Annotated in this window: 14 protein-coding genes; 10 read left to right on the top strand and 4 right to left on the bottom strand. The window is 33.7% G+C overall.

The features are described from left to right. A complete protein-coding gene (locus tag CVU84_15155) occupies positions 1–1,332 on the top strand; it encodes a hypothetical protein (protein ID PKM93515.1) in 1,332 nt (443 codons plus the stop codon). 271 nt (positions 1,333–1,603) lie between these two features. Here the strand turns inward: CVU84_15155 and CVU84_15150 are convergent, their stop codons facing one another. Then, a complete protein-coding gene (locus tag CVU84_15150; protein PKM93514.1) occupies positions 1,604–2,305 on the bottom strand; it encodes a hypothetical protein in 702 nt (233 codons plus the stop codon). A 296-nt stretch (positions 2,306–2,601) separates the two neighbouring features. Here CVU84_15150 and CVU84_15145 point away from each other — a divergent pair, with 296 nt between their 5' ends. The 3 genes from CVU84_15145 (at position 2,602) to CVU84_15135 (ending at position 6,595) form a co-directional block, all read left to right on the top strand. Further along, positions 2,602–3,069, top strand: coding sequence for a hypothetical protein (locus tag CVU84_15145; protein ID PKM93513.1), 468 nt, complete (start codon positions 2,602–2,604; stop codon positions 3,067–3,069). Positions 3,070–3,531: 462 nt separating this feature from the next. Continuing rightward, positions 3,532–5,697 (top strand): penicillin-binding protein, encoded by a 2,166-nt coding sequence (locus CVU84_15140; protein PKM93512.1) that lies wholly within the window; start codon positions 3,532–3,534, stop codon positions 5,695–5,697. 334 nt (positions 5,698–6,031) lie between these two features. Next, positions 6,032–6,595, top strand: coding sequence for a hypothetical protein (locus tag CVU84_15135; GenBank protein ID PKM93511.1), 564 nt, complete (start codon positions 6,032–6,034; stop codon positions 6,593–6,595). Positions 6,596–6,814: 219 nt separating this feature from the next. On the opposite strand, the gene CVU84_15130 is transcribed toward CVU84_15135, so the two are convergent. After that, positions 6,815–8,773 (bottom strand): hypothetical protein, encoded by a 1,959-nt coding sequence (locus CVU84_15130; GenBank protein ID PKM93510.1) that lies wholly within the window; start codon positions 8,771–8,773, stop codon positions 6,815–6,817. 305 nt (positions 8,774–9,078) lie between these two features. Here CVU84_15130 and CVU84_15125 point away from each other — a divergent pair, with 305 nt between their 5' ends. The 5 genes from CVU84_15125 to CVU84_15105 are packed head-to-tail and all read left to right on the top strand — an operon-like array spanning position 9,079 to position 11,181. Beyond that, positions 9,079–9,942: a hypothetical protein gene (locus CVU84_15125; protein ID PKM93509.1), complete on the top strand. Its 864-nt coding sequence runs from the start codon at positions 9,079–9,081 to the stop codon at positions 9,940–9,942. 39 nt (positions 9,943–9,981) lie between these two features. Continuing rightward, positions 9,982–10,212: a hypothetical protein gene (locus CVU84_15120; protein ID PKM93508.1), complete on the top strand. Its 231-nt coding sequence runs from the start codon at positions 9,982–9,984 to the stop codon at positions 10,210–10,212. 12 nt (positions 10,213–10,224) lie between these two features. Next, a complete protein-coding gene (locus tag CVU84_15115; GenBank protein ID PKM93507.1) occupies positions 10,225–10,461 on the top strand; it encodes a hypothetical protein in 237 nt (78 codons plus the stop codon). A gap of 35 nt (positions 10,462–10,496) precedes the next feature. After that, entirely contained in the window at positions 10,497–10,796 is a 300-nt protein-coding gene (locus tag CVU84_15110) for a hypothetical protein (GenBank protein PKM93506.1), read from the top strand. Positions 10,797–10,845: 49 nt separating this feature from the next. Beyond that, on the top strand, positions 10,846–11,181 hold the full coding sequence (locus CVU84_15105; protein PKM93505.1) for a hypothetical protein: 336 nt from the start codon (positions 10,846–10,848) through the stop codon (positions 11,179–11,181). 234 nt (positions 11,182–11,415) lie between these two features. Here the strand turns inward: CVU84_15105 and CVU84_15100 are convergent, their stop codons facing one another. Further along, positions 11,416–13,485: a hypothetical protein gene (locus CVU84_15100; protein ID PKM93504.1), complete on the bottom strand. Its 2,070-nt coding sequence runs from the start codon at positions 13,483–13,485 to the stop codon at positions 11,416–11,418. A 225-nt stretch (positions 13,486–13,710) separates the two neighbouring features. On the opposite strand from CVU84_15100, the gene CVU84_15095 reads away from it, so the two are divergent. Further along, on the top strand, positions 13,711–14,340 hold the full coding sequence (locus CVU84_15095) for a hypothetical protein (protein PKM93503.1): 630 nt from the start codon (positions 13,711–13,713) through the stop codon (positions 14,338–14,340). A gap of 97 nt (positions 14,341–14,437) precedes the next feature. On the opposite strand, the gene CVU84_15090 is transcribed toward CVU84_15095, so the two are convergent. Continuing rightward, the gene (locus CVU84_15090; GenBank protein PKM93502.1) at positions 14,438–15,283 is read right to left on the bottom strand and encodes a hypothetical protein; all 846 of its coding nucleotides are present in this window, start codon (positions 15,281–15,283) and stop codon (positions 14,438–14,440) included. Positions 15,284–15,812: the final 529 nt, after the last annotated feature.

Here is a 15,812-nt window from a genome sequence, read left to right as displayed (position 1 = left end):
ATGAAAGAACTAATTATGAATGGTGAGGATAAATACATCGAATATAAGAGAGAGTATACTAAAACCTTATTAAAAACAATAAGTGCGTATGCAAATTCACATGATGGATATATCATTGTAGGAATTGACGATTCAGGCAATATAATTGGTGTAACAGATTTTAATTCAGTAAGATTAAGTATAGAAAATGCAATTAACGATAATATATTCCCGAAACCATTTTATGAAATATATATAGAGGAATACGAACAAAAGAAGGTTGTAATACTGAAAGTTTATAAAGGTGACAATACACCATATACAATTGATAATAAAGCATATAAGAGAATGGATACATCTACTATTCAAGTTGATAAGATTGGATATGACGATTTGGTTTTAAGAGGAAGAAATTTAAGTTATGAGGTGTTGCATTATCAGGGAGACAAGCTTTCATTTAACATTTTAGGCAGTAAATTGAGAGAACAGCTTAATATAGGTATCATTTCAGAGGATATTTTAAAATCCTTAGAATTATTAACAAGAAACGAATATACAAATGCAGCTGCCCTACTATCTGATCATAATCCTTTGCCCAATTCAAACATCTCATTAATAAGATTTGATGGAAATTCTGTTATGAATATTAAAGATAGATTTAATTTGTCTAATATTTCAATAATTACACAATTTGAAAAAAGTATTGATTTTTATCATAAGCATATAAATAAAAAGGAAACAATTGATGGGGCTTATAGAAAAACCATCGAGGAAATACCACTCGTTGCTTATCGTGAAGCTATTGCAAATGCTATTGTACACAGGGATTATTCAAGAGCTGGGGAAATAAAGGTAGAAATATTTGACAATAGAGTTGAAGTTATATCTCCAGGGGGACTTCCTTTAGGTATCTCTGAAGAAGAATTTATAGATGGTAAAATATCAATACCAAGAAATAGAATAATATCTGATATTTTTTTAAGATTGAGTATCATTGAAAGATTAGCCACAGGAATAAGAAGGATAAAAGAGTATTATAAAAATGTTGGGCTAACACCTGTCTTTGAAGTGTCAGAAAATGCAATAAAAGTTGTGTTGCCAAAGATTGGCGATGATTTTAGTATAGATGAAATGGTAGATAAGAATAGAGCCATAGTTATGAAACTAGAAGGGAAAGAAAAAAATATAGTTGAATATATAGAGAAAAACGGTAGTATTAATAGAGTTATTGCAGAAAAATATCTAGGACTTAAAAAGACTCAAACCATTGAAATAATTAACACCTTACAACGAAAAGGTATAATTATCAAAATTGGAAGCGGTAAAAATACAGTATATATAATAAACAAGTAGCGAACGAATCCTTTTGGGTTCGTTTGCGTTCGGTATTCGTTCGGATAACGGAAATACAAAAGGTAATTAATCTGAATGAATAATTGCATGAATGGTGTAGAAAGGTATCTGATTAAATACAGTGAACCTTTCATCGCGATCTTTACGGTCGATAGGAAATTTACTATAATAAAAACGATAGCCCTTTTTCGAATGGACTGTCGTTTTTATTATTGAAAAAGTATTTCTATAATGTTAAAGTACTCCAATATAATAAAATTGGAAGAGGAGACTATTTAAAGAAAACGTGAAGAGAATAATTAGAATCTATTGTGGCTAATAAAATATCCTTAGCCTCTGTATTATAGGTTGTTTTCAGCAAATCTATAAGCCAATCCTTGGTTCTGTTAATATCCCGAAGAGCAGCTATATCAATATCACCTTCTTTTATAACCACAGCTGGTAGCGAAAATGGTTTTGTAGGTATTTGCAAATCATTAGGTGTGAGGGGTTGATAAGGAGTGTTCAAAAAAACAGATAATTTACCACTAGGTTCCCAAAAGGCAGTAGCTATTTTTTTTATATCTTCGATTTTTTCCATTCTAAGTTCCGATAATAGAAAATCGAGGGTTATTTTAGCTTTAACCAGATTTTTATATATTATAGCACCATTTTGAATAATAGGAATTGGAGCAGGACAAATAAACTTTTCAAACACTTTAGATTTTAATGTAAGTAGTAAAGATAAAATATACATAAAAACCAAAATAGATGTGGTTGTTATCGAACCAGTCATTCCTAACCCTTCATCAGATAAAGGGTGAGCTAAGATATTGCCCATAGTAATAGCGATTATGAAGTCAAGAAGTCTCAATTGTGAAATTGCTCGCTGACCTAAAATTTTTGCAGCTATAAGTAGTATGACATACGCAAGGATGCCTCTTAAGATCCATTGAATGATGGTGAGTGATTCATGACTATAGAAAAAGCTCAAAGTAGTTAACCTCCAGAGCAATATTATATGAATTATTGGAATGAAACATGTTACTAGTATACCAAGATTAATATGTATTTATAAGCAAAAACTGTTAGCACATATAGGAAGTACGTTAATATTAAAGTTAAATTCAAGATACAATTAAAATGTATTTAGTTGATCACGGTGAACCATATCATAAATAAAATTGAAAAAGGATATGAAGAGAGATTATGATAATTCAATAAACACCAATTAATAGGAATTTGGATATATTGTAGTATGAATAGGACAAACTTAGGAGGTGAAAAATTTTGAGACAACTATGCTATTATTATATCAACAAAAATCAAATATGTAGTAGACTTAAACCCATTGATAATCCATTTAAAAACAATATCAGTTGCAGTTGTGAAGGGCTTCTTCATCAACAATTTTCATTAAGTGAAACTTTTAGGAATCTTGAAAGTGCCCCATTGACTATCTATAGAGCCACTCCCTTTGAAGTTACATCATCAAATACACTTTCAAATGGGAATGATGTTACGTCGGTATTTCCAAGAGGAACTGTAATTGCGAGTAATCTATCAAATACAGCCTTTACCATGACTGTAGCAGGTGGTGGAGAAGAAGAAGAGACGGAAATTATACCACCGGGAGCGCAAGTTGCTATCACAGCAAGTGTCATTAGGTTAGTTTTCGTATTTGCTAATGTTTTTCCAACTGACCCAATTAGAGCCCTATTTAATTTTGACATATTCTTTCCAACAGGCCCAATTTAATAAACGCAATGGGAATAAGGGACTAATTAATTTGGTAGACACTTAATTACCAAAGATAAATAGAACCAACTAGATTAAAGAATACATAATTGGTAGACATGATACAAATTCAAAAATCACCTTACAACGAAAAGGTATAATTATCAAAATTGGAAGCGGAAAAACCACAGTATATATAATAAACAAGTAGCAAACGAATCTTTTTGGATTCGTTTGCGTTCGGTATTCGTTCGAATAACCGAAATACAAAAGGTATTAATCTGAATGAATAATTGCAGGTGCCTATGATATGTTTGCTGAACCTAGTTACGAAATATAAAGCAGTGTTATTAGTACTTATATGATATAATATAAGTTTACAATTGAAAGTTGAAGAACTTAGGTGTGAGAAGGATGCACTAAGAAAGCACTTTGGATAATGAAAACTGGTTAATCGTACAGTATCTGAAAGGAAGATTCACAATGTTAGAAAGAACTAATTCCAGACAAGAAACTGGAAAGCTTCCACAACGACAATATAATAAAAAGATTAAGTACCATGAAATAGGAAGAAAAATATTAAAAACGTTCGTAATACTATTTTTAGTAATAATGGCAGTCGGTGGTATTTCTGTTTTTGTTATTATTAAAAAAGCTCCTGAGCTTGACCCAGATAAATTAATACTGGCACAAAGCCCTCAAATTTTTGATATCAATGACGAGTTAATTGGTAATATTAATACAGCAGTAAATCGTCGTTCAGCTGATATTGATGATATACCACAAGTTTTGAAAGATGCTGTGATTTCCACAGAGGATGTTCGGTTTTATGAACATTTTGGAATAGATATTAGACGTATTGGAGGGGCGATTCTCTCCAATATTAATAATGGTTTTGGAAGTCAAGGTGCAAGTACAATTACTCAACAAGTGGTGAAGAATTTGTTTTTGACTGCAGATAAAACTTGGACGAGAAAAATACAAGAGCAATATTTAGCGATCCAACTAGAACAAGAATATGATAAAGATGAAATTTTAGAAATATATTTAAATGTGATATATTTTTCGGATTCTCGTTATGGTGTTTTAGAAGCTGCTGATTACTATTTCAATAAAGAGCTTTTAGAATTAACCATTGCAGATGCGGCTCTATTAGCTGCGATACCTCAACGACCAAATTACTATAATCCGTTCAAGAATCCAGAAGCTGCGCAGATAAGAAGAAACGTGGTTATTGATTTGATGGAGGAAAATGGCAAAATCACGACTAAAGATGCTGAAATTGCCCGAAACATACCTATTGAGGAACAACTTCAGAAAAGCCAGCGTGAGGTATATCCGTATCAAGCCTTTTTAGATCAAGTATTAATTGAAGTGGAAGCTATTGATGGAATAGAGGCATCAGATGTTTATACTATGGGTTTGAAAATACATACTACGCTGGATCCGGAAATACAACAATATGTTGAACATATAATGCAGTCACAGGACGTGATTGAATTTCCTGATCACAAATTTCAAGCGGGTATTACGGTAATGGAAACAAAAACTGGAAAAGTTCTTGCAATAGGAGGTTCTAGAGTACAGGCTGAAGGTGTAAGAAACTGGAATTGGGCAACAGACCCAAGACGGTCTCCGGGATCTTCGATTAAGCCTATTTTGGACTATGGTCCTGCTGTAGATGAATTTAAGTGGTCAACGTATCATCAGCTTTTGGATGAACCACATACATATTCTAATGGAACACCTGTTAACAACTATGATTTGGAATATAGAGGATCTATACCATTGAGAAAAGCAATGGAAACATCACGAAATGTAACAGCTGTCAAAGCCTTTCAAGAGGTTGGTATAGAAAATGCTAAAACCTTTGGTGAACGTTTGGGAATAGAATTAGATACCATTGAAGAGGCTTATTCCCTTGGAGGATTTAAAACAGGGGTATCATCATTCCAGATGGCAGGAGCTTATGGTGCATTTGGTAACAACGGAACATATAATGCACCACATACTGTTAGAAAGGTAGAGTTTCCTAATGGAAAAGTAATAGAGTTAACTCCTAAAGAGGTAGTTGCAATGAATGACTATACAGCATTTATCATTACTGACATAATGCGTACAGTTGTAGAAGGATCAGAAGGCACTGGTCGATTAGCCGCAGTATCAGGTATCGAAATTGCAGGCAAAACAGGTTCATCAAACTTTACAGAACAAGAAAAAGATCAATATAATATTAGTGATGGAATTAAAGACTCCTGGTTTGTGGGATATTCTACGGAGTTGACCACTTCAGTATGGACTGGATATGGGAATAATGCGGATGGCTATATTGACACGAGTGCTGGTTCTGGAGAAGGGCAGATTGCAAGGCTTTTATTTAAAGAGGTAATGACATATGCCCATGAAGATAGAGATGTGGCTAATTTCGTGCAACCAGATTCAGTTGTTCTTCTTGGCATAGAAAGGTCTACAGGGTTACTTGCCAGTGATTTTACACCTAGTGGTGAAATTGTATATGAATACTATGTTAGGGGGACAGAACCAGCTAAAGCATTAAAAAAGAAGGATGAGACAAAACCTGATAAACGACGAAGAAAAGAAGATAAACACCGAAGAGATGAAGATGATGACGATGACGATGACGATTAAAGGGGATTGAAGGGGACAGGCACTTTGTTCTCGTATTAGAAAGAACAAAGGAATCAGCAATGTTTTCCAAACATTGGATATAAAATAAGTAGTGAACGAATATTTTTGGTTCGGGTTGTATATACAGTCGATACGACGAACTAGCATAAGTAATCTGAATCAAGCAATTCCTCGGGCTAGGTAGAAATTATATATTTAAAATTCAGTTGAGGTAACGATTGATACGATGAAACATATCACAATGGACGCGATGTTTTTACACATAACATTAGATGACATATATGGAAGTGCTTGGAATACCAATTCTGACTTTTTGAGATAGGAGGAAATAGTGATGAATGAATATAGGAGAGAATATCCATTCTTCTCATTGTGTGGACTTAATTGTGGACTTTGTCCGCGCTTTCAAACAAAAGGTGAATCAAAATGCCCTGGATGTGGTGGAAAGGATTTCCATATAAAACACCCTTCATGTGCCATTATTACATGTAATAAAAAACACAGCCAAGTGGAATATTGTTTTCAATGTGCGTCTTTTCCATGTAAAAAGTATAGTGATTCAAGCAACGTTGACTCCTTTATTTCTTATCGAAACGTTATCACTGATTTTGAAAAAGTCAGTAATGAAGGATTAGACAAGTATAAGATTGAATTGAATCAAAAGATTGAAATACTTGAATTCCTAATCAACAACTATAATGATGGTAGAAGAAAAAATTTCTATTGTATTGCAGTAAATATTATGCAATTAAATGACCTTGAAAATATTATGGCAGAGATTAATGAGAATATAAGTAAAGAAGAGATCCCTATAAAGGAAAAGCTCGAACAAATTAGGTTGTTATTTGAAATCCAAGCAAGCAAAGATAATATTGAACTTAAGTTAAGAAAAGGCTGAAGATCAATCTTTTATTCTAAAGATGCAAATGGAAATTATATTAAATACCATATAATGGGTTTACCTTATAATAAAAAAATCCTATCTTAGGTTGTCTAAGATAGGATTTTCTCAATTCACTAGGGGAATATTTGCTAGATTGTTATTGAACTCAATAACAGTCCATGATTAAAAATCGAATTTAAGTAATATCTATGGAGAAGGTTTAGGTATTGGAAATTAATAATTTTTTGATTTATCATCCAGGACTAGAACCCAATCATTTCCACGGCCCTTTGATGGTGGGTTAAAAATTCTGTTCCCCGTGTTTTTATAGTCACCAATTACTGTAAAAGCACCTGTTCTGGGATTGTACCAAGAAGCACTTACAGTATCTCCTGAGATTTTTCCCATATTTACATTGAAGGACTCTCCCGTAGTGCTGTATATAAAAGCATAGTCATCCCCACGAGTTGCCATTATCTTATTAGCACCAGATAAGTCATCACTAATTAAGGATTGATCGGGAACACGTGCAAGCATGGGCCTTGATTCGAGGAGCACTTTAATCCACTTCATCGTAGTTCGACCTTCAGCATGAATAGCTTTTGTCCAGGGAGTAGAAGCTTTCATTATTGGATTCCTATTCACATCATACATTTGCCATATGCTATTGTGACCATATGTATGCCCGAATGCACCTGCAAACAGAGACCAATAGGCGGCTTGCCTTGCGTCGTATGCTTCAAATCGGCCATTATCTAAATTAAATTTGACAGGAAGATGTTCATACCTTGGTTCTATATCAAAAGTTGGCTTGATTGTATCCTTCTCGTAGTCTGTTTTAGTTAAGTTGTAATTTGCATAATCCTTCGCACGATGCCCTGATTGATGACTATTAAAATCTAACCAATCATCATTGTGGAAGTATTCAGAAGACGATCTACCTCCCCATGGATGATACGTTTTAATTTGTGTTCCTCCACCAGAGTCTAGACCGTTTGCCATATTACGGATTATTGTCAATTTTTCTTTGGAATCCGGTATGCGATCACCACCAAGCACCCATATGATATTATCTTTCTCTCCATATCTTTCTCCAAGCCATTTACCGTACGCAGAAGCATTAGTTACATTAAAAATTGGATCCGCTTCTTCCCCTTTATTTTCCCACAGGTAACTGGCCCAACTGGGCAATAATGCTACATAAATACCAAGTGAATCAGCTGTATCGATAATGTAGTCAATATGATCCCAATAGTCGTATTCCAAAGAGATCTTCGGGTCATTACCCGCTGTAATTGCGGGGATTGTAGGATTCTTATCAATTAAAGGCAAGTCACCGTAAGAATTGGGTTCTGTTAAACCACTTAGTTCAGCTAGAGCAACAAATTGAATGACATTAAATCCATTATCAGCGGCACTCTGTAAATATAGGGCTACCTCATTTCGATCTAACCTATGAGCTAACTCCCAGGCTGTATCACCTAACCAGAAAAAAGGGGTGCTGTCAGCTTGTGTCAAGAATCTACCATTATCACTAACTTTAAGCCTTGATAGATGATCAATGGTTGAAGGTGGTATGTCATTGTTTGGTGAATAATTGAGTGCTGTATCGATGGCCACAATGGCTTCAGCGCGAGTCATTGTGGCAAGAGGCCGAAAGTTTCCATCAGGATAACCTTTTAAAATTTGAGTTTCACTAAGGGAGGAAACTGCGAACCTTGCCCACGTAGAAATGTCACTAGAGTCTAAAAAAATGGATAAATCTAGAGTTTGAGGATCTTCGAGATTCAGAATTTGATTAAGCATAAGGGCAACTTCTTGCCGTGTAGCAGGACTATTCGGTGATACCATATTGGATGAATCACCCTTCATATAACCTGCCTTGTAAGCAATAGAAATCTGTTGATAGGCCCAATGATCATCTGGTAAATCTGTGTAGGGAAGTGATGCTGCAGTTGAAGTGTATTGAAAAGCATGATTAACAAATGTTGCAAATTCCGCACGAGTAACACTATCATTGGGACGAATTTTTCCATCATCATTAACATTAGGTATCCAATTAGAATCAATCCATCTTTGCAATGTATTCTCTGCCCAATGGTTTTCAATATCCGTTTGATTTTTTGCGGAAACACAAGATAGAGAAGATAGCAATAGAATTAAAGTCATTATTAAACTGAATGTAGTACGCAAAGGGTTCACTCCTTTTCAATTAGAGGTATATTTTATAGGTATATTTTATAGTTATCTCTCATAGTACCAATTATCATTAGGTAAGTCAATCCTAACAATTTTACTTTATATTAATTGTTGTTGTAAAGATAATCAAATTACGGATAGTAAAATAAAAATCAAGATGATATAATTACTTTATGTGTTTTGGGATAATATGGAGATTATGCGTTAATTTTCAAAAACTAATTTTAATCAAAGACAATTTTTATGAGTTAACTCATATCAAGCATAATATTTTTTTGAATAACATGAGGTGAATGAATATGCAACATCAAACTAGCAATATGTTCCATGCAGAATTATATGAAAATTTAAGAGTTGACTGCAAAAAATGTTTTGGATTTTGTTGTGTAGTACTGTATTTTTCGGCTTCAGACGGATTTCCAACAAACAAAGATGCGGGTAAACCTTGTATAAATTTACAGCATGATTTTACATGTGCGATACACAAAAACCTTTGGAAGAATGGACTTAAAGGGTGTACTGGTTATGACTGTTTTGGTGCAGGGCAAAAAGTTGCTCAAGTTACCTATGGGGGTTATGACTGGCGACAAGTATCAGAGTCGGCAAAGCAAATGTTTGAGGTGTTTCTAATTATGAGGCAACTTCATGAAATGATATGGTATTTGTCAGAAGCGCTTACACTCCAAGCTACGCAGGTTATCCATGTTGATCTAAGCTACATGGCCGATCAAATCAAAGGGCTTACCTATCTCAGTGCTGAATCACTCATAGCATTGAATATAGCAATGCATCGAGATAAGGTTAATCCATTACTTCTACGTACCAGTGAACTAGTGCGAACTAAAGCAGAGAATCAAAAAACAACTTTATTAAAACATCAGAAGCCAATTGTACGAAGAATGGATTTTATAGGTAAAGATCTTAGAAAAACGAACCTCAGAGGCGCAGACTTGAGGGGGACATTGCTTATCGCTGCCAACCTTAGTGGAGCTGACTTGAGTTATGCGGACTTCATTGGGGCTGATCTGCGAGATGCTGACCTTAGAGGGGCCAATCTGGCAGATAGTATATTTCTTACACAAGCTCAAATGAATACAGCTAAGGGAGATTCTAATACAAAGTTACCAATGACACTAGTTCGTCCAGCATATTGGGATAAATAGAGCGCTAAAAGAGCTAATGGTTAGGGGGATATAGAAAGCATGGAAGGTGTTTGGGTTAAAAGAAGTTTTATAATTAGTGTTTTCATTTTCACTATACTAGTAGGGTTCTCAATAATGAACAATAATGGCTTTTTCGATAAAGAAAGTGGTATTAAAATTGAGAAGCTAAATGAAAAACAAGTTGAAGATTTAAGTAAGCTATGTAAAGTATGGGGATTTGTTAAATATTATCATCCAAAGGTCATATTTTCATCAGTAAATTGGGACTAAGAAAGGCACCTAATGCCAAAGGTTATGGGAAGTAATTCAAGCGGTACAGATGGCAATATAGCTGTATTTAGCCTGCCAGGAGGAATAGAGACTGCTATAACAGGAGTTGGAATATATCATCCCGATAAATCAGAAACTCAAAGAGTAGGATTGGAACCTGATATTTATATAGAACCTACTATTATAGGAATAAAAAAGGGGAGAGATGAACTTATAGAAAAGGATGTGGACCTAATAAAACAATGGTAAAATGAACTTAGTAATAGATTGAGAGGAAGGTAATAATGGATAAAAAATTAATTTCACAAGTTATAAGCAAAAACCTAACACTTTTAATATTGTCGATTATGGCAAGTGTAAATTTTATGATGCAGGTGAGTAATGCCTTGTATACACCCAAGGGTATGGGAGAACTCAATGTAAACAGTGTTGTATACACCCTTTTTCAGTTAAAAATTGACATTACGCAAGGTACTTACAATCATCTATATTCAATTCATAATTATGTATTAATACCAGTTATCCTAGGATTAATATACAATATATACATATTAGTAAAAGTATTCAAGAACAAAGATAACTAAGGGCAGACAAAGAGGACAGGCACTTTTATCTTATAACGAAGGAGAGAATATGAACAAAAAATTATTTTACATAAAAACGATACATACAATAATATGGCTTTTCTTTGTTTTTGTAATCGGATATATTCTATATGCTAGTATTACTAATAAAATGGATGTTTTATTATTCGTTGCTATTGGCTTAGTAGTTTTAGAATTAATAGTACTCATCATTTTTAAATGGAGATGTCCCTTGACTATTATGGGCAACAAATATACGAATAATACTGAAATAGGATTTGATATATTTTTACCTAAATGGTTGGCCAAAAACAATAAAACAATATTTGGGATAATATTCATGATAGGATTATTAATAACTCTATATAGGTTGTTTATAGGCTAATGCGAATCATTTGTCGGTATGCTAAACAAGATAAAAACATACAATAAATAAAACCTATATTCCTTTAAGGTTTATAAGCGAAGCAGCAAATAAAGACGTTGTATGGCTGCAAGACTATAATTATGTAATATAAGTAATAAATCAAAGTGGATATCATGGTAGCGACTTTTAGCAAAAATTCTGTGTAAACTAAAAAAGCTCAGAGAATAAATCTCTGAGCTTTTGCCTTGGAATCTAAAGGATGAATTTTTGGATTTCTTTTGTTAAGCTCTTTGCTTCATTTACAAGATTTGTAGAGTCTTTTACGATCTTTTCTACAGAATAAAGCTGTTCCATAGTTGCAGCAGCAACCTCTTCAGTAGCGGCGGCACTTTCTTCTGTTACCGTGGCTACATTAGTGATTACCGTAGATACTTGCTGAGCTTTTTGATTAATGGATGCGGAGGCTTTTGCAACCAAATGAATCTGCTGTACAATCTCTTCGACTGAATTTTTAATCAGATTAAAATCGTCTTTAGATTGGGTTAAAGCTGCTTCTTGTTTTTCAACAACATCTCGAACAACCATAACTTCATGTACGTTTTCCTTTGTTTTATTGCGTATATCATCAAGTAGTTTTCCTATTTCATTACTAGAGGTAGAGGATTGTTCTGCTAACTTTCGCACCTCATCGGCAACAACTGCGAATCCCTTTCCATGTTCACCGGCTCTAGCTGCCTCAATAGCAGCGTTTAGAGCCAACAGATTGGTCTGATTTGCAATGTTACCAATTACTGTAACAATTTGTCCGATGACTTCTGTCTTACCATCTAATTCGGAAATAGATTGTTGAACTGTATAGGTACTAATCTTGTTTTCTGCCATCAAAGAAGATTGGTTGACCATTGCATTATACCCGCTTTTCACTGCAATTTGTACTTGCTCAATCATCTCAACAGAGCGTGCACCTATTATGGAGATCTCTGAAATAGATTTTGTCATTTCTTCAATAGCGGCAGCACCTTCATTTGCAGAGAATGCTTGATCTGAAGCGCCTGTAGATAACTCTACTATTGTTCTAGAGACTTCATTGGCAATTCGTCCATTTTCTTCAGCTACGGTCTTTACATCTAAAGATGCGGTTGTAACGATATCTGCAGATTGATTGATTTTTTGAATTAAGTTACCGATGTTTGCTACCATAGTGTTAAAGGCAATAGATAATTGTCTAATTTCTAATGCCCCCTTAACATCTGCTTGAACTCTAACATTTCCAGCTGCCATTTTTTCTGCACAAGATTTTAATCCTTGAATAGGTTTTACTATATTTGTTGCAACAATAAAAGCAATCATAATAACCAATAATGCAACTATAATATTTAAAATGATATAGTTGTTTCTGAGTGTATTTATATCCTTAAAAACCTCCGCTTTATCAATAACTACACCCATAATCCAGTCACTAGAAGGAATTGTTTCATATACCATGATTTTCTTAACTCCATTAAAGGTATATTCTTCATATCCATTTCCTTTTTGAATCATATTGTCTATAAGTGTTTTCATTTCTTCGATTTCATTCAGCTTTGTATTAACGATTTCTTTATCTGGATGCGAAATGGCCAAACTTTCTTTATCCATAAGTATCGCATATCCAGTTTCTCCAATTTTAAGCGAAGTTACTTTATCAGTAATTGTTGAAAGAAGAAGATCTTCAGCCAATATACCAATTTTATTGCCAGCCTTATCCACCAATGGCAGGGCAACAGAAATTGCATATTGGTTCGTTACCATATCTAAATAAGCACTTGTGAAAACCAACTCATTGGCTGCATCAGCCATTGTATACCATGGACGAGTTCGTGGATCATAATCAGAGCCGGGAATCCATCCAGAACCATCAAACATCTTTCCAGTAGTAGTGCCTAAATACAAATCAGAAATGATGCCTTTATTGGAAGGAACCGCAAGAGTTCTTCCAAGATATGATGAATTAAAAGTACTTTCATCAAAGTCGGCGGATAGGATAGACCCAACTGTTTCAACAATGTTTGCTTTTCCTTCTAACCAACCATCAATGTCTTTTGTTAAGGCGTTGACTTGTGCTTTTAGTTCGTTTTCCATGCTTTTTGTTGCTTGTCCTTGAATGAACACATATCCCAAGGCTGATATAATCAGAGTAGCAATAATGACTACGCTTCCAAAGACCATCATGAGTTTTGATTTTAGTTTCATTGTATGTCTCCTATTAGTATTTTGATTGTTAAGGGTAAATGATGTTAGCAATGCAATCAAACAATTATACAAACAGATTATGTAAACCATAATTATGTAGTACAGTAATTGTAATACAATAATGAATGTTTTACAACACACATATGTGTAAATTAGTCAGAAAATAATGGATGTTTCTTTTACATTAAATGAATCTATACTTAGCAGCCAAGGCAACCAATATTTCTGGAATTTGTTGATAAGTAATAGGAATTATGATAAAATTGAGCCAATATATTAGAATATCAATAACTAAATAATTGGGAGGAATGTTCAATGAAAAAATTTGGATTAATGTTTGTCTGCTTATTCGTTTTAACTCTGTCAGGATGTAAATCTGACGTTACTCTTGAAGAAGGACAGTATTATAAAGTGATAAAAAAAGATGGGAGCGCAAGCATTGACTGGTGCCTTTCAGATGATGAAGCGGAAGAAATATTTGGATTTGATTTCAAGAAAGACGATAAAGATGAAATGAAAGAAGCAATCCTTGATAAAATTGACGAATGGGATTACGATGTAGAGTTTACTAATTTCAAAAAAGGAGATGACTATATTAAGTATACTCTAATTGATGAAGAAGGTGATGATATCTTATTTGAGGATGTTGATTTCACTTTAGAAGATTATGCAGATGACTATTACAACTTAGATGTTGATGAACTAGCAGAAGATATGAAGTTTGTATATTATAAGAACGATGAAAAAGTGGATGAAGAAGATATAGAGGATTATGAGGACTCATTCGCAATTTCAATATACGGGGATATAGAAGGTGCTTACTATAAGGTTCCAGGTAAGATTTTATTAGTGGGAGAAGAAAGTGAAGATATGGACTATGAAAAAATTTCTAAGGATACGATTTTCCTTGATAAAGATGTATCTGTAGTTATTGTTTATAAATAATATTCCGATTGTATTTAGGTAGTTAAAAATGAGGAGTCCACTAATGGTTTCAGGTTACTAGTGGACTCTTCTATATAAATTAAGGGGTGGGATGAAACTATCTAACAGTAATATCTCCTGATGAAGCATTTAACGTTACAGCATAGATTCCTTTGCCGCTCGTTCCAGAGACAGAATTCTCTTTTTCTAATTTAACATCATCTAAATCATAATCTAATGAAATATTTCCAGAAGAACATTTTAAATCAAATTTTGCATCTAAATTAGCATTGTTAAAATCTACAGTGATATTCCCGCTAGAAGCAAGGTAGTCAAGATCTCCATTCAACTTTTTGTACCCAATAAAAACTTCACCCGAATTTGAGGTTCCATTCAATGCGCCTTCAAAGTCATCTAATGATAAATCACCTGAATGAGAAGTTATTGAAAGGTTTGAACATTCTATATCAGTTAATTCGATATCGCCAGAGGAACTTTTCAAGATTCCCTTTTCAAAGGACAACGTATTTCCCTTCATATCTCCGGAAGATAAATCGATATTCAACCCATTTAACTCAAAGTCATTTATATCAAGATCTCCTGACGAATTTTTAATATCTAAGCTTTCGCGGTAGTCTTTTGGAATATAAATAATTAATCGTGGCGAACTATTTATGGAGAAACCAAAGTTCAACCAATTCTCATCTTTAGCTTCAATGCGTACAGTTTTTCCATCTGATATCTCTAATCTAGGCCCTCTTTTATAAGTTCTTAAAACAATAGAGATATCATCTCTTTCTTCAGGCACTATTTCTATATCTGCGGAAGACGATTCCACAACTATTTTCTTAGTATTCTTTATTGAAACAGTATCTTTTTCTGTCATACCAGTACCCATACTAGTGCAGCCTGTTACAAAAAGTGTAAAAGCAAACAACGACATTACGACTATTCCTTTTTTCATAGTAATCACTCCAATTTATTTTATATTAGCAATTCATTAAATCTATTATATCTAACAATTATGAAATTCTAATTAGAAATATTAGATAAATTCATTAAGATGGATTAAGAATAATCCATCTTTTTAATAATCCAATATAATTAATTACATTTCAGGTTGTTGATAATTTAATAGAATGAGGAGGTTTTGTAACATCGACCTAATTATCCAACTAACGAAACAGAGATAAAAGCATTTTTTCTTCTAGATTAATACAAAAGGCAGTAAGTATTCATTTTTCGACTGACCGGCCGAAGGGTAAGGCTAGAAAAATGAATACTTACTGCCCAAAATGAGTACACCTATCAGAAAAAATGCTTTTATCGACAACCTGCAATATAACTAATTGCATTTATAATGCCTATAATTGGATGCTACTAATTATTTATTATTAAGTGTACCTTCAAAAAAATGCATCAAAAATCTTTTTTTACAAAAACTCTCTATAGGAGAAAAAAATACTAATAAAAATATCACGTCTTTTTATGTA

The organism is Firmicutes bacterium HGW-Firmicutes-1 (assembly GCA_002841625.1).
Lineage (GTDB): Bacteria > Bacillota > Clostridia > Lachnospirales > Vallitaleaceae > HGW-1.
Note: the sequence above shows the minus strand (reverse complement) of the source record. Positions and strands in the feature narration are given on the sequence as shown.